Genomic DNA, 21,745 nt, shown 5'->3' with positions numbered 1-21,745 from the left:
CTCAGCAAAATCTTTTAGAACTCGCCACGCAACCAGTTGCTGACCCGTTTGACCAGCCCACCTACGCTTGCCTTGGCGGCATATTCCTTGCTACTACCTGAAGATTGATGGGTGCGGCCGTACTGCAACAACCCGACCGCAGTCGAGTACACAGGCGCCTGCACATAATCACTCAATCCCCGTATATTCATGGGCTCTCCTACCCGGACCTGGCTCTGGAAGATCTGCTCTGCGCACTCCACAATGCCTTCGATCTGGGCAGCGCCGCCGGTCAAGACCACACCGGCTGCAAGCTGATGCTTGACCCCCTGCGCTTTCAATTCGCTTTGTACCCGCACCAGCTCATCATTCACCATGGAGAGCAACTCGGTGTAACGGGGCTCAATCACTTCGGCCAGTGTCTGCCGTTGCAGGCTGCGCGCCGGACGACCGCCGACACTGGGTACTTCAATATTGTCTTCCTTGCTGACCAGACGGCCGAGGGCGCAGCCGTAGCGCACCTTGATCGCTTCTGCGTCCAGCGGCGGGGTGCCGAAGGCGTAGGCAATGTCGCTGGTCACTGTACTGCCGGCGTACGGGATCACCTTGGTGTGGCGCAGGGCACCGCCGGTAAACAGCGACATATCCATGGTACCGCCACCGATGTCCACCACGCAGACACCCAACTCTTTCTCGTCTTCGGTCAGCACCGCATAGCTGGAAGCCAGCGCGGAGAAGATCAGCTGATCCACCCGCAGACCGACCTTCTCCACACATTTCTCGATGTTGCGGGCCATGTCGTTGTGGCAGGTGATCAGGTGCACCTTGGCGGCCATCCGGACCCCGGACAGACCGACCGGGTTCTTGATGCCTTCCTGATAGTCGATGGCAAACTCCTGGGGCAGCACATGCAGCACCCGCAGCTCATCGGACAAGCGCACCGATTTGGCGGTGTGGATGACGTTGTCCACGTCCTCCTGGGTCACCTCCTCATCGGAGATGGGCACCATGCCGGTTTCGTTGCGACAATCGATGTGCTTGCCGGACAACCCCAGATACACGGAGCTGATCTGGCAGTCTGCCATCATCTCGGCCTCTTCCACCGCACGACGCAGGGACTTGACCACGGAATCAAGATCGTTGACCCCGCCCTTGTCCATGCCACGAGAAGCGTGACTGCCCATGCCGATGACATTGAGCTCACCGTCTGGCAGCACTTCGCCAACCAGAACCGCCACCTTGGTTGTGCCGATATCCAGTCCGACAATCAGATTTCTATCTGCGGTTTTGGTCATTCACTTTCTCTTCGTTCTTCTTCCAGCCAACTGCCATTCCGGTGTCATATCGAAGATCCACATAAGCAACCTGCTCACGGGGTTCGATGATCGGAAAAGCATCGATAAACCGCTGCAGTCGAAGCGCGATATCCGCGCGCCCCAAAAACAGCTGAATGTTGCCATCCAGGGTCAGTTCCCAGGCATGGCGGGGAGTCAGATTCACTCCCAGCAGCTTGTATCCCTTGGCCGCCAGCTGCGCCTCGTACTGACGGCTGGCTTCCAGTACCTTGACGGCCTGATCTTCCGGCCCGGATAGCTGCATCAGGGGAGTCTTCACCCTGTCCGGCGCACTGAACACCTCACCCTTGGTGTTGACGAAGCGGTTGCCATTCCAGCGTGCCGCTACCGCCTGCTCGGTGAGATAGACCTTGATCTTGTTGGGCCACTTCTTGCGTACAGAGACTTGGGCCACCCAAGGCAAGGCGTTCAATCGCGCCTGTAATTCGTTTACATCCAACTCGAAGAAGTTACGCAGCTCGGCACCATCCAGCACGGCACTACGCAACTCGTCGGTCTGCAAATACTGGTGTTGCCCCTGCAGCAACAGCTCGCTCATGGGCAACCGATTGGCATCCGTCAGCCAACCTTTAACATCCAGCGCTGTCTGGTAGAAGCCCCACATGACCAGGATGAAAAATGCCACCCCTGCAATGAAGCCACCCTTGGTGCGCCCTTGTGCCCTTGCCTCCACCCGATCTTTCCCCGTTTAACGCGCCATGCCGGCCCTTTGCAGACCGGTCCGCCATTATATAGGCCCCGGCTTGGCGGTCAAAATACTCATTGGGCCCTCAGGCGCCGGATTTCATGCTCTCTACGCTCAATTTCATCTCGCCGAGACGGCGTGCCAGTGCGCCAACGTTCCCTGCACCCTGGGTCAACACCAGATCCCCCTCTCCGACCAGTCCTGCCAGCACGGCGGGAACGTCGTCCGGCGTCGCGACAAAGATGGGTTCCAAGCTGCCACGGGAGCGGATGGAGCGGCACAGGGCACGGCCATCGGCCCCCGGAATGGGTTCCTCACCGGCGGCGTAAACCTCCAGCATTACCAGCACATCTACCTTGGAGAGCACGTCGGCGAAATCTTCATAGAGATCGCGAGTACGGGTGTAGCGGTGCGGCTGGAATACCATGACCAACCGCTTCTCGGGCCAACCGGCGCGAGCAGCATTGATGGTCACCTTCACTTCGCTCGGGTGATGACCGTAGTCGTCCACCAGCATGGCCTTGCCACGGCCGGTCTCGAACTCGCCATATTGCTGGAAGCGGCGACCCACACCTTCAAACTTGGCCAGCGCACGGATGATGGCATCATCGCCGATCCCGTCCTCGGTAGCGACCGCAATCGCTGCGGCCGCATTGAGCGCATTGTGGATACCTGGCAGGTTCAGGGTCACTTCCAGCTCACCGGCGCCCGCGCGACGGACCCGGAAACGGCTGCGATTGCTGGTCTGCACGAAGTCCAACACCTGAACGTCGGCATCATCACTCAGGCCGTAGGTGATGGTGGGGCGGGCGATCTCGGGCAACATGCCACGGATAACGGGATCATCCACACACACCACGGCCAGACCGTAGAAGGGCAGGTTGTGCAAAAAGTCGATGAAGGTGGCCTTCAGGCGGGAGAAGTCACCGCCATAGGTGTCCATGTGATCCGCTTCGATGTTGGTCACTATGGAGACCATCGGCTGCAGATGCAGGAAGGAGGCATCGCTCTCGTCCGCTTCGGCTATCAAATAACGGCTGCTGCCAAGGCGGGCATTGGTGCCGGCACTGTTGAGCAGGCCGCCGATGACGAAGGTCGGATCACGATCGGCTTCGGCATAGATGCTCGCCACCAGACTGGTAGTGGTGGTCTTGCCATGGGTGCCAGCGATGGCGATACCATGGCGGAAACGCATCAGCTCGGCCAGCATCTCGGCACGGCGCACCACAGGAATGCGCAGCTCGCGGGCAGCCAACAGCTCGGGGTTGTCCTGCTTGATGGCGGTAGAGACCACCACCACGCTCGCCTCGCTCACATGCTCGGCGCTGTGGCCTACGAAAATGTGGGCACCCAGGGAGGCCAGCCGCTCGGTCACCGCATTGCGGGCCAGATCCGAGCCGGTTACCTGATACCCTTCGTTGGCAAGCACCTCGGCGATCCCGCCCATGCCGGCGCCACCTATGCCGATAAAGTGGATGCGACGCACGCGGCGCATTTCAGGGATCACGGTACGCAGTTTTGCCAGTTCAACCTTGGTCATAGTTCTCTCTCAGTCTGCCCAACAGCGAGCCGTTTACACTCATCGGCAACCCGCTCGGCGGCATCGGTAATAGCGACGCGACGGGCCGCCTGGGCCATGTTCAATAGGGTTTCCCTGCGCCCGGCAAGCCAGGAGAGACGCGCGGCCAAGGAGGCCGTCGTCAGCTCGGATTGGGGCAGGAATTCAGCACCGCCGCCATCGACCAGAGTCAGGGCATTGCGGGTCTGGTGATCATCCACCGCATGGGGCAGTGGTACAAAAATGGCGGCGACCCCGGCGGCAGCGACTTCGGAGACCGTCAAGGCCCCCGCGCGGCACACCACCAGATCGGCCCAGGCGTAGGCATCGGCCATGTCCCTGATAAATTCGCTCACCTCGGCCTCGAGACCCTGCTCGGCATACGCCTGCGCGACAGCGTCCCGGTTACCCTTGCCGCACTGATGACGCACAGCAATGGGAACCCCGGCAGCGGCAACGGCTGGCGGAACCTGTTCGTTGAGCACGCGAGCCCCCAGGCTGCCACCAACGATCAGCAGGTGCAGCGGCTCTGCGCTGCTGCGCAGTTGCGGATCCGGCAGGGCCACCACTTCGGGGCGCACCGGGTTGCCCACCACGGCGGTACGATGACTCGGTGCAAACGCCCCCGGAAACGCCATCAGCACCCGCTTGGCGAGGCGCGCCAGCAGCTTGTTGGTCAGGCCGGCGGCCGCATTCTGCTCGTGCAACAGCAAGGGAATGCCGGACAGCCAGGCCGCCACACCGCCCGGGCCGGAGGCAAAGCCCCCCATGCCGAGTACCACGTCGGGCCGTATGGTCCTGAGCACACGGCGCGCCTGCAGCACGGATTTGACGATGCGATACGGGGCAGCCAGCAGACGCTTGATGCCATTGCCGCGCACTCCCTGAATGTCGATGAAGGAGATGGGATAACCGTGGGCAGGTACCAGTTCTGCCTCCATCCGGTCGGCGGTGCCGAGCCAGTGAATGGTCCAGCCCTGGGCCTTGAGGCGATCGGCTACGGCCAGGCCGGGGAACACATGGCCCCCGGTACCGCCCGCCATCACCAACAGAGTCTTGCTCACGAAACCTCCCGCACACGCGCCTGGGCACTGGCCTGGCGCAACTCGAAATCGATACGAATCAACATGCTCACCGCCACCATCATGATGATGAGACTGGAACCACCGTAGCTGACCAACGGCAGGGTCAGCCCCTTGGTCGGCATCATGCCGCTGGCGGCACCGACGTTGACGAAGGTCTGGAAGCTGAACCAGATGCCGATGCCAATGGCCAGATAGCCTTCATACAAGCGCTCGGCCACCAGTGCCTGATGCCCCAGCTTGAGCGCCTTGAGTGCCAACGAAAATATGAGGAAGAGCGCGCCCAGCACGCCCACATAACCCAGCTCTTCACCCAGGATGGCAAATACAAAGTCGGTGTGGGCCTCCGGCAGGTACTCCATTTTCTGGATGGAGTTGCCAAGCCCCTCGCCAAACCAGCTGCCACGACCGAATGCCATCAGCGACTGAGTCAGCTGGTAGCCGCTGCCGAACGGATCGGCCCAAGGGTCGAGGAAAGAGGTCACCCGCCGCATCCGGTAAGGCTCGGCAATGATCAAGGTCACCACCGCGCTCACCCCGACCAGGATGAGGCCGATGAACTGCACCAGCCGCGCCCCCGCCAGGAACAGCATCCCCAGTGAAGTGACGAACATTACCACCACGGATCCCAGGTCGGGCTGGGCCAGCAGTAGTACGGCCACCAGGAAGAGCACTGCCATCGGTTTCATGAAGCCGATGAAGCGCTCGCGCACCTCGCTCTGACGGCGCACCAAGTAGCCCGCCAGGTAGACGAACAGTGCCAGCTTGCCGAACTCGGCCGGCTGCAAGTTGAAGGGACCGAGTGGCAACCAGCGAACAGAACCATTGACACTGCGCCCCACCAGCAACACCAGCACCAGCATCAGGATGGCGAGCAGCAGCATGGGGCCGTTGTAGTGCTGCCATCGCGCCATGGGCACCTGCAACACAAACCAGGAGATGCCAAGCGCCATTACCAGAAACAGGCCGTGGCGCTTCACGAACATGAAGGGATCGTTGTTGATGGCGATCCCCTCAGGGATCGAAGCCGAGGCCACGATCACCAGACCCACCGCCATCAGCGCCAGTGCCAGCACCACCAGTTGCCGGTCGTAGAGACCCGCCGGGCGCGCCGGTAACAACCAGCGTTGCAGCAGACCTGCGACGGTGCGAAAGGCGTTCATAACATTTGTACCAGCTCGGTGAAACAATCACCGCGCGCTTCAAAAGACGTGAACTGATCCAGGCTGGCGCAGGCCGGTGCCAGCAGCACCCAGTCACCCGGTCTGGCATCGGCAGCCGCCTTGGCGACTGCGGCATCGAGATCCGCGACCCGTTCGGTCTGCTCGCCCAGCGCCAGCAGCACCTCAGCATCCTGGCCGAAGCAGTACATGTGATCGATCTGGCTGCCGAGCAGTGCCTGCACAGGACCAAAATCCTGGCCCTTGCCCTGGCCACCGGCCAGCAGCAGCAGGCGGCCCTTCACCGATTCACGCACGCCGGCCACGGCGGCCAGGGTCGCCCCCACGTTGGTGGCCTTGGAATCGTTGATCCAGCGCACCCCGTTCACCTCGCGCACGAAGCGGGCGCGATGGGGCAGGCCTTCGAAGCGGCGCAGCACGGCGAGTTGCGGCCCGCGGGGAATGCCCACCGCATCGCACAGGGCCATGGCGGCCAAGGCATTGGCCTGATTATGGGCACCGACAATTTTCATTTCGTCGACTGCGAGCAGTGGCTCCCCGTGCAGAGTCAACCAATGGCGCCCCTCCAGCAGGCAGCGGCCATAGCCGTTGCAATCGAGGCCGAAGCTCTGCCACACCTGACCCACATCGGGCAGGGTCTGGGCATCGTCGCGATTGATCAGGATGTGCTGGGAGTGCTGATGGATCTCCATCTTGGCGGCGCGGTAGTCGGCCATGCCCTGATAGCGATCCATGTGATCTTCACTGAGGTTTAACACCACGGAGGCGGCGGCGCGCAGGCTGTGAGTGGTCTCCAGCTGGAAGCTGGAGAGCTCCAGCACGCAGAGATCCATCGGCTGCTTGAGCAGCGCCAGCGCCGGGGTACCTATATTGCCACCGACCCCGACCTTGAGGCCCGCCTCGGCGATCATCTCACCCACTAGCGTGGTGACTGTGCTCTTGCCATTGGAGCCGGTGATGGCGATGACAGGCACCTGGGTCTCACGCACGAACAGCTCGATATCGCCGACGATACGCACCCCAAACTCGGCGGCGGCTTTCAGCTCGGGGGTCGCCAGGGCAATGCCAGGGCTCGCCACTATCATGTGCGCCTGCTTGAGCAGCTCGCCATCCAGACCATGGATGAGTTCCACCTCGGCAGGCAGTTGATCCTTGCCCGGCGGATTGGCGCGGGTATCCATCACCAGAGGCGTGACGCCACGGCCGAGGAAGTAATCGACGCAGGAGAGTCCGGTTTTTCCGAGTCCTATGATGATGACCATGGCTTACCTCACCTTCAGGGTGGCGAGTCCGAGCAGCACCAGCATGAGGGTGATGATCCAGAAGCGCACTATGACGCGCGGCTCCGGCCAGCCCTTCTTCTCATAATGGTGATGGATCGGGGCCATGCGGAAGATCCGCACGCCGCGCAGCTTGTAGGAACCTACCTGCAGGATCACCGAGACAGTCTCCATCACGAAGACACCACCCATGATCACCAGCAGGAACTCCTGACGCACCAGCACGGCTATGGTGCCGAGCGCGCCGCCGAGGGCCAGGGAGCCTACGTCCCCCATGAACACCTGGGCCGGATAGGTGTTGAACCAGAGAAAGCCCAGACCCGCACCGACGATGGCGGTACAGACGATCACCAGCTCGGAGGTATAGGGCACGTAGGGAATGTGCAGGTAGTTGGCGAAGTTGACGTTGCCGGTCGCCCAGGCGATCAGGGCGAAGCCCCCCGCCACCATCACGGTCGGCATGATGGCCAGCCCATCCAGACCGTCGGTCAGGTTGACCGCGTTGGAGGTGCCGACGATCACGAAGTAGGTCAGCACGATGAACATCAGGCCGAGCTGCGGCATCACATCCTTGAGGAAGGGCACCACCAGCTGGGTCTGACCGTCGTGGGTGGCCGTGGCGTAGAGGAACACGGCCACGCCCAGCGCCACCGCCGACTGCCAGAAGTACTTCCAGCGGGCGATCAGACCGTCGGTATTCTTGCGCACCACCTTGAGGTAGTCATCGGCGAAGCCGATGGCACCGTAAGCTCCGAGCACGAACAGCACCAGCCACACATAGGGGTTGTCGAGGCGGCACCAGAGCAGCACAGAGGTGAAGATGGCGGCGATGATCATCAGGCCGCCCATTGTCGGGGTGCCTTTCTTGCTGAGGTGAGACTCGGGACCGTCGTTGCGGATCACCTGACCGAACTTCATGATCTGCAGACGGCGGATGAGGCGCGGCCCCATCCAGAGCGCTACCACCAGACCCGTGATGATCGACAGGATGGCGCGAAACGTCAGGTAGGAGAAGACGTTGAAGAAGGTGAAGTGCGGGGTGAGCAGTTCCGCCAGCCAGACTAGCATGTGGCCGACTCCTGACGGTCAACGACCATCTTGACGATATCTTCCATGCGGGAGCCGCGGGCACCCTTGACCAGAATCGAAATTTCTTGATGTGTATTTATCATTTGCGCAAGCACTTCAAACAACGACGCCTTGTTATCGAAATGTCGACCAGCCGCGGCATCTGCGGTGTGGCGACTCTGTTCCCCTACTGTCAGCACGGCATCCAGACCGCGCTCACGGGCATGGCGTCCAACCCGGGCGTGTTGCTCGGCGGACTCCTCACCCAACTCCTTCATGTCACCGAACACCAGCACCTTGTAGCCGCTCATGGCGGTCAGGGCATCGATGCCCGCCAGCACGGACTCCACGCTGGCGTTGTAGGTGTCGTCCACCAGGGTGAGGCCACCCCAGCGCTGGACGCAGAAACGGCCCTTGACCGGTGCCATCTGCTCGAGCCCGGCCTTGACCGAGGCGAGCGAGGCGCCGAGCGCCAGCGTGCCAGCGGCGGCGGCCAGGGCGTTCGCCACGTTGTGGCGGCCCGGAATGGCCAGGGTCAGGCTCACTTCGCCCTGCGGGGTCACCATGACGAACTCGGCACAACCCTGCTGGTTGATCACCACATTTCTGGCGTGGAACGGCTGACGCTGATCCTCGATGGAGAAGGCGCAGTGGATCCCGCGCGCCTGCCACTTCGGCCAGAATTCGTTGTCGGCGTTGACGATGGCGCAGCCACCGTCACTCAGCCCCTCGAAGATTTCGCTCTTGGCGTGGAACACCCCTTCCAGCGAGCCGAAGCCCTCCAGGTGGGCGGCCGCCACGTTGTTGATGATGGCGGCATCGGGCTGGGCCAGTGAGGTGGTCCAGGCGATCTCGCCCGGATGGTTGGCACCCAGTTCCATCACTGCAAACTTGTGTTGTGGCTCAAGGCGTAGCAGGGTCAGCGGTACACCCACTTCATTGTTGAAGTTGCCGGCGGTGGCCAGCACCTCGCCTTCGTGACGCAGGATGGCGGTGGCCATCTCTTTGACCGTGGTCTTGCCGCAGCTGCCGGTGATGGCCAGCACCTTGGGGTTGATGCGCTCACGCACCAGCCTGCCGAGGCGACCCAGCCCCTTGAGGCTGTCGGTGACCACCAGCTGGGGAATGGCCAGTGGCAGTTCCCGTTCGACCAGCAGGGCAGAGGCCCCGGCGGCAACCGCCTGCGCGCAGAAATCGTGGGCGTCGAAACGCTCGCCGCGCAGCGCGACAAACAGGGCGCCCGCGCCCAGGGTGCGGGTGTCGGTACTGACAGCCGTGATCTCGCCGTCATTACCGATCAGACGGGCATCGAGTACCTGCGCCAGCTCGGCAAGCCTGAGGGTCATCATGCGAATGACTCCAATAATGTGTGCAAGGCGGCCGCGACGGTTTCCCGGTCGCTGTAGTGCCGCTTGTCGGTTCCAATGATCTGATAATCCTCGTGACCCTTACCGGCCACCAGGATGATGTCCTGTTTGCTCGCCTGACCGAGGGCCAGGGTGATCGCCTTGACCCTGTCGTGCTCGATCTGCACGGCAGCAGGATCGCGAAGGCCCGCCACCATGTCGGCCATGATCTGGGCCGGCTCCTCGGTACGGGGGTTGTCGTCGGTCAGGATCACGTGATCCGCATGCTGCTCTGCCATGGCGGCCATCATGGGACGCTTGCCGCGATCCCGGTCGCCACCACAACCCACCAGACACCAGAGCTTGCCTTCACAGTGCACCCGCAGGGCCTGCAATGCCTTCTCCAGCGCATCCGGGGTATGGGCATAATCAACCACGGCGAGCGGCGCATTGCCGCCCCCGAAGCACTCCATGCGACCGGTGACCGGCTGCAATTGAGGCGCAGTTGCCAGCAACTCCTGAAAGTCATAACCGAGTACCAGCATGGCGCCCATGGCCGCCAGCACATTGCTGACGTTGAAGCGGCCGAGCAAGGGGGCGGATAATACACCATTCCCCCAGCTGGAGTTAATCTGCGTGCGAAAACCTTGCTGGTGGAAATGGGGATCCTGCGCCGTCAGCTGTCGTCCCGGGTGATCGGCCACCGGGCCGTGCACACTGAACGCCACCGCAGCCGGATAGGCGGCCAGCCACTGGCGGCCCAACCTGTCGTCGGCATTGAGCACCGCGCACGGTTCGTCCACCAGTTTCAACAGCTCTTCCTTGGCGGCGCCATAGGCCTCCATGGTGCCGTGATAGTCCAGATGATCCCGGCTCAGGTTGGTGAATACGGCGGCCGCAAACGGCAAGGCCGCCACGCGATGCTGCACCAGACCGTGGCTGGAAACCTCCATCGCTACCAGATCTGCCCCCTGCTGCTGCAGGGCGGCCAGATTGGCCTGCACCTGCACGGCACTGCCGGTGGTGTTTTCGGCTTCAACCAGCTCACCGAACAAGCCATTGCCTATGGTGCCCATCACCCCGGCCCTGCCACCCAGCAGGGTACGCCAGTTGGCGACCAGCAGCGCAGTGGTGCTCTTGCCATTGGTGCCCGTGATGCCGACCAGTTCCAGCCTGTTGGCTGGCTGCTGGTAGAAGTAGCCAGCCAGTTCGGAGAGTCTGGCGGGTAGATTAGGGATACCTATGCAGGGCACAGCCAGCTGAGGCGCGACGAATTCCCCGTCCTCCTCAAACACGATGGCGGTCGCTCCCTGAGCCACCGCCTGTTCCATGAAACGTCTGCCATCCACCTGGTGACCCCGAATGGCCACGAAGAGACAACCGGGCCCGACCCGCCGGCTGTCCAGCTGGATATCGGTGAGGGCGAGCGCCGGGGCTCGGATGCCGAAGGGGCGCAATAATGAATCAAGTGCGCGGTGCAACATGGGAAGCCTCCGTATGGGCAGGAATGCAGACGCTCACACCGCGAAACAGCATGGAATACGCCCCGGAACAGATGGGATGGAGGGCCAGGTCAAGTACGCGGTGCAACATGGGAAGCCTCCGTATGGGCAGGAATGCAGATGCTCACACCGCGAAACAGCATGGAATACGCCCCGGAACAGATGGGATGGAGGGCCAGGTCAGGTGCGCGGTGCAAGGGGGGCCTCCGTACGGGCGAGTTTGGCGGGTACTGCAGGCGGTACCGCATCGGGACGAATATTGAAGAGTTGCAGCACGCCCCCCATGGCTTCGGCAAAAGGCGGAGTCGCAACGGCACCACCGTAGTAGGCATCACCCTTGGGCTCGTTGATCACCACCACCATGACGAAACGGGGGTTGCTGGCCGGAGCGAAACCGGCAAACCAGGCCATATAATCCTTGCCGTAGCCACCCGCGACGGCGACCTTGGCGGTGCCACTCTTGCCGCCAACCCGGTAACCGGGGATCTGCGCTTTCGGGATGGCATTGCTCACCACGTACTCCAGCGCCTGCAACATGGCGGTGGCGTTGTTGTGGTCGATGACCTGCTCACCCTTGGGCGGTGTGGTCACCTTGACGATGGAGAGCGGCACCCGCTTGCCCTTGTTGGCCAGGGTGGCGTAGGCGGAGGCCAGCTGCAGCGGGGTAACCCGCAGGCCATAGCCGAACGACAGAGTCGCCCGCTCGATATCGGACCAGCGCCGGCGCTGGGGCAGCATGCCGCTGCTTTCACCTACCAGACCGCTGCCGGTATCCATGCCGAAACCGACCATGCTGAGGGTGTTGATCATCTCCTGCGCCGGCATCCGCAGTGCAATGCGCGACATGCCGATGTTGGAGGAGTAGCGCAAAATGTCGTACAGGTTGGTCGCCTTGTGAATGCTCACGTCACGAATCTGTTTGGCGCCAATATAGAGAGGCCCACCCGGAATGGTGTCTTTCCAGCTGGTGACCCCCGCCTGCAGAGCACTCAACAGGATCAGGGGCTTGATGGTCGAACCCGGCTCATAGGTATCGGTCACGACCCGGTTGCGTACCCGGAAACTCTGGTACTGACCGCGGTTGTTCGGGTTGTAGGAGGGGGTGTTGACCATGGCGAGCACCTCGCCGGTCTTCACATCCAGCATCACCATGGAGCCCGAGGTCGCCTTGTTCTCGTCAGTAGCTCTTTTGAGGGCGCGGTAGGCCAGCGCCTGGACCCGCTGATCGATGCTCAGTTGCAGATCATTGGAATTCTTGCCCTCCTTGACCAGACCGAGTCGCTCGATGACCCGCCCCTGCCTATCCTTGCGCACCCGCATCTCACCTGGCGTCGCGGTCAACCACTCGTTATAGCTGCGCTCTATCCCTTCGATCCCGCTGCCGTCAATGTTGGTGACCCCCACCAGATGGGCGCTGATCTCGCCGGTTGGATAGAAGCGGCGCGCCTCTGGGCGCAAATAGATGCCGCCCAGCTTGAGACCCTTGATGTATTCCGCTACCGCAGGCGTCACCTGCCGCTGCAGGTAGACAAAGCGTTTGCTTGGGTTGGCGATGCGACGCTTGAGGGTGTTGATATCGAGCTTGAGCACGGCGGAGAGCGCCAGCCAGGCGCGCTCGTTATGGATGGCGCCGGATTCGTGCACCGTCTTGGGATCGGCCCAGACGGCCTCCACCGGCACAGACACGGCAAGCTGTTCGCCGTTGCGGTCGGTGATCATGCCGCGCACCGCCTGGGTAGCAGTGGTACGCAGCGAACGCATGTCCCCTTCCTGGCGCAGCCGATCCGGATCGATCACCTGAATCCAGGCCAGACGCAGGATCAAACCAGCAAACGCAATGCCGATGAAGAACACCAGCGTGCGAAAGCGCCACGGATAGAGTGACGGTGCTTTCGCCTTGGGTGGGGCCTTGGCAGATGCCTTGCGTTTCATGGTTGTGTTATTACCTTCTCGGTGGTCACCAGCGGGCGCGCCATCTGCAATTTATCCATGGCCAGACTCGCGACGCGGGAGTGCTCGGCCAGCGTCCCCTGTTCCAGCAGGAGGTGACGCCATTCGATATTGAGCCGATCTTCTTCCGCCATCAGATCGTTCTGCTTGGCGGTCATGCCACGGGTCATGTTGGTGACCAGGATCACGGCAAAGGCGGTGATCAGCACGGCAACGGCCAGCACGACCTGCAGCTTGTGCCGCCAGAGATCGCTGAGGATCTCCTTGGCCAGATGAACACGCACCTCGCTCATGACTTACTCCGCCAGTCGCTGGGCGACCCGCAGCACAGAGCTGCGCGATCGGCTGTTTTCGGTGACTTCATGCTCGGAAGGCTTGAGCGCCTTGCCGACCGACTTCAATTTGCGGCCGCCCGCCAGCTGGGCCTCGGTCAACGGAATGCCGCGCGGTACCTCGGGGCCTTTCTCGTGCTTGCGGATGAAGTGCTTCACCAACCGATCTTCCAGCGAGTGGAAGCTGATGACGGAGAGGCGCCCCTCGGGAGCCAGCGCCTGCAGGGCACCGTCCAGCGCAGTCTCGATCTCGTCCAGCTCGCTGTTGATATAGATGCGGATGGCCTGGAAGCTGCGAGTGGCGGCGTGTTTGCCCTTCTCCTTGCTCGGATTGACCCGGGCAATCATCTCCGCCAGCTGACGGGTACGCACATAGGGCTCGGTTACCCTATCGTGGACGATGGCGCGGGCAATCTTCTTGGCGAAACGCTCCTCGCCGAAGGTCTTCAATACCCAAGCGATGTCATCCACATCGGCGCGGGCCAGCCACTGGGCGGCGCTCTGGCCTGAGGTGGGATCCATCCGCATGTCGAGCGGGCCGTCTTTCATGAAGCTGAAACCGCGCTCGGCATCATCCAGCTGGGGGGAAGAAACACCCAGATCCAGCAGGAAGCCGTCGACCTTGCCCAGCAGACCGCGCTCGGCCAGATAGGTGGTAATGCCGGAGAAGGGGCCGTGCACGATTTCGAAACGGGGATCCTGGATCTTGGCCGCCTCGGCAATGGCCTGTGGATCCCGGTCGATGGCGATCAGCCGGCCGTTCGGGCCAAGGTGCTGGAGAATGAGACGAGAGTGACCACCCCGGCCAAAAGTACCGTCGACGTAGATGCCGTCCGGCTTGATGGCCAGCCCTTCAACGGCTTCGTGCAACAGCACTGTGATGTGTTCAGCGGCTTGGGTCATTTATAAAGAAAAATCCTGTAGTCGTGGCGAGCTTGCCCAGTCGTCCTCGGGCAGGCCCTGAATGTCGTCATTGACCTGTTGTTGCCAGCGGGCTTCATCCCACAGCTCAAACTTGTTGAGCTGGCCCACCAGCATGATCTTCTTGTCCAGCCCGGCGTGGCTACGCAGTGGCTGGCTCAGCAGCAGACGGCCATTGCCATCCAGCTCGCATTCGGTCGCATGGCCGAGCAACAGCCGCTGCAGACGGCGCTCTACGGGGTTCATGCTGGAGAGCATCTTGAGCTTGCGCTCTATCTCTTCCCATTCGTTCAGGGGGTAAAGCAGCAGGCAGGGATGGGCAATATCTATGGTGCAGACCAGCTGGCCCTCGCTTTCGTCGCGCAGCCAATCACGGTACTTGGTCGGAATCGCCAATCGCCCTTTGCTGTCCAGGCTGATGGCGTGAGCACCACGCAACAAATTGCAGTCCCTGAAAATGAGTTAAGGGGGCAAATTGCCCGATAAAAACCACTTTGATCCACTTTTCCCCACCTTGAAGTTTAAGGACGTGCTGAGGGCTTTTCAAGCGAGGATATCGGGCATGGGGAACATATTGACGCAGTGTTTGGGCACCGCCGATTAAATGAGTTGATTTTCCACAAGTTATTTGTGCAGAAATAAAATCGATTAATTAGGGACTGGGGTATAAACCACCATAATCAGGGAGAAATAATGAAACGGTACAATACAACAGCGCACAGAATGATGCTGACGCCTATCACGGGGTAGATGATGTAGTCATCCCCTGCTCGCCGTGCCCGCAAGCATACTAGTTGGCACAGCAGCAGGTTGTAGATGATCAGCAAAAATGTCAGCAGGAGATTCATCCCCAAAGCCAGCTCCCCAGCGTGCATGACATAGAGCCCCATCAACACAAAATTGGCGAGGATCAAATAAAGTAAAAATTTCTGGATCGCCTTGCCCGCTGTCGGGGTCTTTTTTACTCGTGTTATCATGCTTATCACGTCCTGGATTCCACATGGACAGTCGACAAAAACTGTCAAAAACTGTTGAGATACATCATGTTTTTATTGTTCAGCTCTCCTTGCATCCCCCTGAAATCATGACTCGAGTACTCTGTTGGCTAGTTGGCACCCTGTTAGTGACCTCTCCCTATTGTTATTCCTATCATAACTATCATTGGCAGACTGGTTTTCCTACCCCTGTGAAAGGAAAAGGAGCCGAATTAGTCACTCAACAGACTCAGTTTCTACTGCAGCAACGTGACCATCTGCAGAAACGGATCACTCAGTCACAGCCAATGATCCGGTGGGTAGAACAACAGATTCGGGCACGCAAACTGCCCGCCATGCTCGCTTTCCTTCCCTTGATTGAGAGCAGTTATCGACTGGATGTGGTATCTGCAGCAGGAGCTGCCGGACCTTGGCAGTTGATGCCCGCTACGGCGGCGCGCTTCTCCATTCCCATGATGTCGGGTTTCGATGGACGCTACTCGCTACCACTCGCAACCGATGCAGCACTTGCCTATCTCAGTTGGCTCTATCAATTTTTTGGCCAAGATTGGCTACTAGCTCTAGCGGCTTACAACGCGGGAGAGGGGCGGGTGCTGAAGGCTGTACTCGATGCAGGTAGTCGCAATGTGTGGGAGCTATCGCTCCCGACAGAAACGCGGCTATATGTGGCCCGGTTCATTGCACTATCTCAACTACTGGATCGTGCGGAACAATACCAATTCGTATTGCCATCTTGGCAAGAAGGGGAAAATTTGCAGGTGATACGGCAGCCGGATGGCTGCTCATTGCTGGATTGGGCAATGGCAAAAGGGGTGGCTATGAATGAGGCCAGCAGCTGGAATCCTGCCTGGCAGCTAGCCAACGCCCCCGGATTAACCAACTGTCCCATCGTCTATAGCCGTGGAAAAGCCCCTATCCCTGTCACCAAAAAGGGGCAGACCCTGCTGCAAAAAGCCATTTCATTGGAAAGCTTGCACGACCCCTTGCTGCTGCAAGCAGCAAGGGGTTTGGATATGAGTCGTGGCGCTATCAGACTGGAGTCGTTAACGGATCCACTGGAACTGGAGACGAAGCGACCCCTCCTGACACCATGAAACAATGTCGCCAATGACTGAGCACTGGCGACAGGTCTACTGATTCTGGATCTGACCAACGAGCGCCATAGAAGCTCAGGTATTGGCCAATCGAACGTCGATGGGTGATTTGGCAAGCCAGCACAATACACGGGGAGAGCGACAGACTGACAATTTCGGGCAGGATAAAACGCGCAGGGGCCAGAAAACCAACGCCTCCCGGTCCTATATCCTTGATCACAGCCCGGCCTATACGCTTATCGAACAGAAGACCCGACACCATGAGGCGGGCAGCAATACCACAACTTTGTGACTCCAGCGGAGTATTGCCATCATGCAGATACCAGCGGGGGACCTTACGACGAGGATCACTCAGCGTATCCGATCCCGGCAGGTCCATTTCAAGGTTGCCCATGAGAAGTGTCGTCCTTGGCTTGCTTCACTGCAGTTTGCGTTTGCGCACTGAATAACTGTTCCAGATTTTTTTCCGCCTGGCTTGTCATCACCAGCAGCTCGATGCGGCGGTTTTGGCTGCCTCGTGGATCGGCTGTATTCTCCAGCATGGTATCTGACATGGCCACGACCTGCCCCACCCGTTCCGGGGGCATGCCTCCGGCAAGCAAGACTCGCCTTGCCATCATGGCACGATCAGACGAAAGCTCCCAGTTGCTGTAGTTGTCACCTGCAAAGGGGGTGCTATCGGTGTGGCCCGAGATCATAACCCGGTTTTCGACTCGCTGAAATATGGGAGCCAACGCCATCAGCATATGCCGGAAAAAGGGGCTGATCCGGGCACTACCACGGCTGTACATCTCGCGCTTATCATCATCACGAATGAGGATCCTCAAGCCTTGTGGTACCAGTTGCAGCTCAAGGTTGTTCTTGGCTTGCATCTGATCGGCCAGCGAGCCAATGAACCCGGCCAGTTGCTTCATCTGTGCCTCACCTTCAATTTTCCCCACCAGTAGGTTTTCGTAACCGCCGCTGGCCCCATCAGAAAAGATGCTGCGATTCCGCTCCATATGCTTTGGCATCCGCTGCCCTTCCTCGACAAACTTGGGACTGAGCTCTTCCAGCACGGATGGGTTGCCTCCCAGATCCACCGGGTAGGGGCTATTGCGGATATCGAACGGGTTTGCTTCGCTGTCCATGATGCTGTAGTCACGCAGGCGGCTGGCGACGACCTCACGCTCTTCCTGACTTGAGACAGCCAGGATCCATAGCACCATGAAAAATGCCATCATCGCCAGGGTGAAGTCGGCAAAAGCCACTTTCCAGGCTCCACCGCCCTTGGGCGCACTGTTACGTCGTTGCTGACGTTTGATGATGATCTGTTCGTGGTTGCGCATTACATGGCCCTGTTCGTCACCCATTCTTCCAATTCAAGGAAGCTGGGTTTAACGTCAGGCTCCAGCATCTTGCGGCCTGAATCAACCGAGATGAGCGGGGTCTTGCCACGAAGCTGGGCGATCAGAATAGATTTGATGCACATCAGCAGCCCTATCCGACGCTTGACCATCTCCTCCATGGCGTTGCTGATGGGCTCCAGCAAGCAGTAGCAGAGGAAGATGCCGATGAAGGTTCCCACTAACGCGGCCGCGACATGCACGCCGATATTGCTCAAGGGGCCATCCAGCTGCTGCATTGTGATGATAATCCCCATCACCGCAGCCAGAATACCGAAACCCGGACAGGCCTCACCCGTCTTGTGCAGGGCGTGTGCCGGTTTGAGCATGTCTTCTTCAATCGCCATGATCTCCTGCTCCAGCATGGTATCCAGCTCATGAGGCGTGATCTTACCCATACCCAGCAAACGCAAGTTATCGATGATGAAACCGAGCAGTTGAGGATCTTCCGATATCTGGGGATACATCAAGAATACGGAGCTCTGCTGTGGGTTCTCGATATGCTCATCGAGCGCTTTCATGCCCTTATTGCGGGTCTCCTCCAGCAATTGGTGCATCAAGGTCAGCAGCTCACGATAGATCTCCTTTTCATTCTTGTTGGATTTGAAGCACTGCTTCATCTGATGCCACATCTCATGCATCACCTCTTTCGAGTTACCCAGAAACATGGAGCCGACCGCGGCACCTATGATGATGATCAGCTCGGCGGGCTGCCACAAGGCGATCGGTTTACCGCCCGCCATCATGAAACCACCCAGCACACAAATGAAAATGACGCCAAGACCTATCTGTTTTTGCATGAACGCTCCCGCAGAATTCAAGGAGCCTCACCACGAGTGGTGAAGCATTAATATATGGAGTCGACCAAACGCTGCTTGAGCTGAAGGACGCACTGCTTGTGCAATTGGCAGACCCGTGATTCGGTCAGACCCAGCACCAGCGCGATCTCTTTCATATTCAACTCTTGCTGGTAATAGAGGGCGAGCAGCAGTTGCTCTCGCTTGTCCAGTGAGGTGAGCACCTTGCTGATGGTCATGGCCATATCGACGTCATCAGACTCGCTGGCCAGCGCCTTGCCCCCATTCTCCAGCCACTCTTCCAGGCTCTGCAGCGCTTCGGCTTGACTGGCATATGCCAGCTGGCGCACGTCCGCTATGGTGCAATCTAGGGATGTAGCCAATTCCTGCTCGGTCGGTGATCGCCCCAAGCTGTTATACAACTCTCGCTGGGCTTGATTGTGTCTGTGCACCTGCTGGCGTAGTTGGCGAGGCCGCCAATCCAAGCGCCGGAGCTCATCGAGCATGGCACCACGGATCCGCTTGAAGGCGTAGCTTTCAAACTGCGCATCCGGTTCGCTGTCATAACGACGCCAAGCCTCCAGCAGCCCCATCATGCCAACCTGCTCCATATCCTCCTGATCGAAGCTGGCGGAGACCTGACTGCGCAGGTGGCTGGCCGCCCGTTTCACTAACGGCAGATAACGAGTCAATATTGCCTGCTCCCCCGTGCGAGAGGGGGAAGTGGCAAACTCAGGCGGTGTATCCCAGTCGGCATCCATCATGTCGGTGTTATTGCACCAATACCTTGGTGATCAGCACTTCATCCAGATAGGTCTTGTAGCCGTAGCCCTGCAGTGTCATCACCAGTTTGCCGAGCAGGGAGCCTTGCAATACTGTGATGTTCTGCAGCTCTTTTTTCACATCATCGTGCGTGCGATGACTGAAATACTGCACCATCGCATTGCGGATAAGCGGAGTCAGCTCATTGAGCGTCTCTAATTGCTTGGGGTTATGGGTTACCAGCGCCAACTCCAGTACGAGATAATGAGACTCGGCCCCCCCTTCCAGACTGATGACAAAACGCTCCATTGGCTTGAACAACGGGGTCGCACTCAATTCGGGTTTTGGCTCAGCCAGTCCCAGCCACACGGCGACCAGATCACGCTTCAGATAAACGCCATAGGCCAGCACGGCTAATAGACACAGGGCCATCACGACCACCATCAACCACTTCATGACACGCCGCATAATATGAAATCACTCTCGCTATTGCCGGGTAATAAAAATCAGACCAGGGTATTCAGCCAGTCCCGCATGGTGCCATCCGTTGGCTCGAGCTCCTCTTGCCACTGCCGCCTGCCAGCCATAATTTGCTGCTGCCATTTTTCCTGCTGCCCCTGCTCGCTTCCCTGACCGACATTGACCTCGACACCACCGGCATGGTGAGGTGCCAGGCTCATTCGCAGTCGCTCCATTGACTGGATCAATGCATCTCGCACCGCCGGATTGGTTACGTTGAGCTGAACGTTGAGACGATCACCATCGATCCGAACGGTCAATTCAAGCCGGCCCAACTCGGGTGGGTCAAGACGGATATGTGCTTGCTTGATCTGTTGATTGACCTGGAGCTCGACCTTGTCCTTCAACACATCGACCAGTTGCTGGCCCCACTGCGCAGGGTTATCGGCCAACTTGGCGGGGGCCCATTGATACTCCGCCGGCCTGGAAACAGGCGATGACAACAGGTTTCCCACCAACCCCTTGAGCTCGGATACCCCAGACTCATGCTCTGCTGGCACCTCACCGCCCAGCAAGGGTTGCAAACTTGCTATCAGTTTGTCGCGTAATGGCAGATCGCCGCTCTGGGCAGCTTGCTGCCCCACCATCATTCGGGATAAATCGGTCACGGAGAACGCAGGTTTATCCTTGCCCAACGGGGCCTGCTCAACAACATGGCCCCGTTCCGTCTCCGGCCGCCCATAGGCCGACAATGAACGCAATGCCGCCGATATGGCGGGGGCACGATCATGCACTGCGCCCCCTTCCTTCCCGCTGTTCATCACTGCATCAGGTTGAGCAAGTCGCGCAGCGGATAGCCTCGTTACTTCATCATTCAGGATGAAGACGGGTGGCATGTTGGTGAAAGACTCCAATTGTTCAGTCGCAGCTTCTGGCGCCGCATCAACCACATCAGTGTCAACCTCAGCGTCGTCAACACCCTCTGCTGGCAACGCCGTGAGTTCTTCTGTGAACGCAAGGTCCAGGGGGTGGTACATTTCGCCTTGCTCGTCAGGCTGACGGGCGAGGCGGTTGAACCCGGTCGATTCGAGGTTAGCTAAGCTATCGACGCCGGCAAACTGGATCATGCCCACTCTTGTACCTCACCATAAGCCTGCAGCCCCTCCCGTTGCCGGGACAGATCGTGCCATTCCTGCTTGCGCAGTGCCGTTTCTTGCTGACATAACAGCAAGGCCTCCTGATGCCAGTTGCGCACCTGTTCACGGGCGGGTTTCAATGAGAACCACAAGTCCGGTTGCTTTAGGATGTGTTGAATGAGTTGAGCCAATCGGCTATCGGTCAGCCGCACAGCGTCCCATTGGCCAGCACGCGCCTGTTGCAAGATCAGGCGACCCAACCCCAGCAGCTGACGCTGGCGAGTCTCTTGTTCCGCGCCAAGCAGCTTAGATCCGGTCATCGACATGATAATGGCCCCTATAAATAAGACGACCTTGCCAACAAGCAAGGAGCGGGCCAGATATGGAATTGAGGGATGTCAGATAATGATGGCGATAGCGGGCTAGAACAGGGGAAGGATAACTTCCGCCCTAGCGAGGATGGCGTGCCATCGCTTCCCAACCCTCTTTCAACTCCAGCAGAATGCGACGTACCTCGGCAAACCCGGCTACGTCGTTGGCCACGCTGATCTCGAACAACCGCTGGCCACAGTAGTCGTAGAGGCGATGCAGGTTGGCGGCAAGCTCCCCGCCCTTCGCCATGTCCAGAGCACTGTCGAGCCCCCCCAGAATTTGCAGACATTTGTTGACAGCCTGCCCCTTGCGCTCAAACTGCTTGGCCAGAATATGGCCCTCCGCCCTGGCCATCTCATCGAGCAGACCATCTATCAGCATCAGCACCAGCTGATGGGGATCGGCGCTCGCGGCCTTGGCGTCGGTGGCGGCAAATCGATAGGCATCATAGCCATCTTGATGTTCAAACATGGAAGCTCACTTTTGATCAACGGAAGGGACAGAAA

At 59.6% G+C, this 21,745-nt stretch carries 22 protein-coding genes; 1 reads left to right on the top strand and 21 read right to left on the bottom strand.

Annotated features, from left to right (window positions below; translation table 11 throughout):
- Positions 1–14: 14 nt before the first annotated feature.
- The 14 genes from ftsA to ACW5XD_RS10950 all read right to left on the bottom strand — a co-directional run bounded on the left by ftsA (position 15) and on the right by ACW5XD_RS10950 (position 15,216).
- Positions 15–1,274, bottom strand: a complete 1,260-nt coding sequence (ftsA, locus tag ACW5XD_RS11015) for a cell division protein FtsA (RefSeq protein ID WP_005314183.1) — start codon at positions 1,272–1,274, stop codon at positions 15–17.
- A complete protein-coding gene (locus ACW5XD_RS11010) occupies positions 1,255–2,007 on the bottom strand; it encodes a cell division protein FtsQ/DivIB (protein WP_456494921.1) in 753 nt (250 codons plus the stop codon). The genes ftsA and ACW5XD_RS11010 overlap by 20 nt, the downstream gene beginning before the upstream one ends.
- Before the next feature lie 97 nt (positions 2,008–2,104).
- Entirely contained in the window at positions 2,105–3,559 is a 1,455-nt protein-coding gene (gene murC / locus ACW5XD_RS11005) for a UDP-N-acetylmuramate--L-alanine ligase (RefSeq protein WP_456494920.1), read from the bottom strand.
- Entirely contained in the window at positions 3,556–4,641 is a 1,086-nt protein-coding gene (murG, locus tag ACW5XD_RS11000) for an undecaprenyldiphospho-muramoylpentapeptide beta-N-acetylglucosaminyltransferase (RefSeq protein WP_456494919.1), read from the bottom strand. Before murG ends, murC begins: the two co-directional genes overlap by 4 nt.
- Positions 4,638–5,822: a cell division protein FtsW gene (gene ftsW, locus ACW5XD_RS10995; RefSeq protein ID WP_456494918.1), complete on the bottom strand. Its 1,185-nt coding sequence runs from the start codon at positions 5,820–5,822 to the stop codon at positions 4,638–4,640. The genes murG and ftsW overlap by 4 nt, the downstream gene beginning before the upstream one ends.
- A complete protein-coding gene (murD, locus tag ACW5XD_RS10990) occupies positions 5,819–7,102 on the bottom strand; it encodes a UDP-N-acetylmuramoyl-L-alanine--D-glutamate ligase (protein WP_456494917.1) in 1,284 nt (427 codons plus the stop codon). The genes ftsW and murD overlap by 4 nt, the downstream gene beginning before the upstream one ends.
- Before the next feature lie 3 nt (positions 7,103–7,105).
- Positions 7,106–8,188, bottom strand: coding sequence for a phospho-N-acetylmuramoyl-pentapeptide-transferase (gene mraY, locus ACW5XD_RS10985; protein ID WP_319918954.1), 1,083 nt, complete (start codon positions 8,186–8,188; stop codon positions 7,106–7,108).
- A complete protein-coding gene (gene murF, locus ACW5XD_RS10980) occupies positions 8,182–9,537 on the bottom strand; it encodes a UDP-N-acetylmuramoyl-tripeptide--D-alanyl-D-alanine ligase (RefSeq protein ID WP_456494916.1) in 1,356 nt (451 codons plus the stop codon). Before murF ends, mraY begins: the two co-directional genes overlap by 7 nt.
- On the bottom strand, positions 9,534–11,018 hold the full coding sequence (murE, locus tag ACW5XD_RS10975; protein WP_456494915.1) for a UDP-N-acetylmuramoyl-L-alanyl-D-glutamate--2,6-diaminopimelate ligase: 1,485 nt from the start codon (positions 11,016–11,018) through the stop codon (positions 9,534–9,536). Before murE ends, murF begins: the two co-directional genes overlap by 4 nt.
- A gap of 198 nt (positions 11,019–11,216) precedes the next feature.
- Complete coding sequence (locus ACW5XD_RS10970; protein WP_456494914.1) at positions 11,217–12,968, bottom strand: penicillin-binding transpeptidase domain-containing protein; 1,752 nt, start codon at positions 12,966–12,968, stop codon at positions 11,217–11,219.
- Positions 12,965–13,279 (bottom strand): cell division protein FtsL, encoded by a 315-nt coding sequence (gene ftsL / locus ACW5XD_RS10965; protein WP_456494913.1) that lies wholly within the window; start codon positions 13,277–13,279, stop codon positions 12,965–12,967. Before ftsL ends, ACW5XD_RS10970 begins: the two co-directional genes overlap by 4 nt.
- A gap of 3 nt (positions 13,280–13,282) precedes the next feature.
- Positions 13,283–14,221, bottom strand: coding sequence for a 16S rRNA (cytosine(1402)-N(4))-methyltransferase RsmH (gene rsmH / locus ACW5XD_RS10960; RefSeq protein WP_043139960.1), 939 nt, complete (start codon positions 14,219–14,221; stop codon positions 13,283–13,285).
- Positions 14,222–14,680, bottom strand: a complete 459-nt coding sequence (gene mraZ, locus ACW5XD_RS10955; protein ID WP_043139962.1) for a division/cell wall cluster transcriptional repressor MraZ — start codon at positions 14,678–14,680, stop codon at positions 14,222–14,224.
- A 239-nt stretch (positions 14,681–14,919) separates the two neighbouring features.
- Entirely contained in the window at positions 14,920–15,216 is a 297-nt protein-coding gene (locus tag ACW5XD_RS10950) for a hypothetical protein (RefSeq protein ID WP_456494912.1), read from the bottom strand.
- Between the two features lie 257 nt (positions 15,217–15,473).
- Here ACW5XD_RS10950 and ACW5XD_RS10945 point away from each other — a divergent pair, with 257 nt between their 5' ends.
- Positions 15,474–16,328: a lytic transglycosylase domain-containing protein gene (locus ACW5XD_RS10945; RefSeq protein ID WP_456494993.1), complete on the top strand. Its 855-nt coding sequence runs from the start codon at positions 15,474–15,476 to the stop codon at positions 16,326–16,328.
- 380 nt (positions 16,329–16,708) lie between these two features.
- On the opposite strand, the gene lafU is transcribed toward ACW5XD_RS10945, so the two are convergent.
- From lafU to lafC, 7 genes are all read right to left on the bottom strand, one after another.
- Positions 16,709–17,656: a lateral flagellar motor protein LafU gene (gene lafU, locus ACW5XD_RS10940; RefSeq protein WP_456494992.1), complete on the bottom strand. Its 948-nt coding sequence runs from the start codon at positions 17,654–17,656 to the stop codon at positions 16,709–16,711.
- Positions 17,656–18,513 (bottom strand): lateral flagellar motor stator protein LafT, encoded by an 858-nt coding sequence (gene lafT / locus ACW5XD_RS10935; RefSeq protein ID WP_374993763.1) that lies wholly within the window; start codon positions 18,511–18,513, stop codon positions 17,656–17,658. Before lafT ends, lafU begins: the two co-directional genes overlap by 1 nt.
- Before the next feature lie 47 nt (positions 18,514–18,560).
- Positions 18,561–19,274 (bottom strand): lateral flagellar system RNA polymerase sigma factor LafS, encoded by a 714-nt coding sequence (gene lafS, locus ACW5XD_RS10930; RefSeq protein WP_456494911.1) that lies wholly within the window; start codon positions 19,272–19,274, stop codon positions 18,561–18,563.
- A gap of 7 nt (positions 19,275–19,281) precedes the next feature.
- Positions 19,282–19,740, bottom strand: a complete 459-nt coding sequence (lafF, locus tag ACW5XD_RS10925) for a lateral flagellar basal body-associated protein LafF (protein ID WP_456494910.1) — start codon at positions 19,738–19,740, stop codon at positions 19,282–19,284.
- 38 nt (positions 19,741–19,778) lie between these two features.
- Positions 19,779–20,864: a lateral flagellar hook-length control protein LafE gene (lafE, locus tag ACW5XD_RS10920; protein WP_456494909.1), complete on the bottom strand. Its 1,086-nt coding sequence runs from the start codon at positions 20,862–20,864 to the stop codon at positions 19,779–19,781.
- Positions 20,855–21,193: a LafX gene (locus ACW5XD_RS10915; RefSeq protein WP_456494908.1), complete on the bottom strand. Its 339-nt coding sequence runs from the start codon at positions 21,191–21,193 to the stop codon at positions 20,855–20,857. Before ACW5XD_RS10915 ends, lafE begins: the two co-directional genes overlap by 10 nt.
- Positions 21,194–21,317: 124 nt before the next feature.
- Positions 21,318–21,710: a lateral flagellar export chaperone LafC gene (gene lafC / locus ACW5XD_RS10910; protein WP_456494907.1), complete on the bottom strand. Its 393-nt coding sequence runs from the start codon at positions 21,708–21,710 to the stop codon at positions 21,318–21,320.
- Positions 21,711–21,745 lie beyond the last annotated feature (35 nt).

It is taken from the genome of Aeromonas enterica (assembly GCF_054052465.1).
The sequence above is the reverse complement of the archived record's forward strand: the minus strand, read 5'-3'. Positions and strand labels throughout refer to the sequence as shown.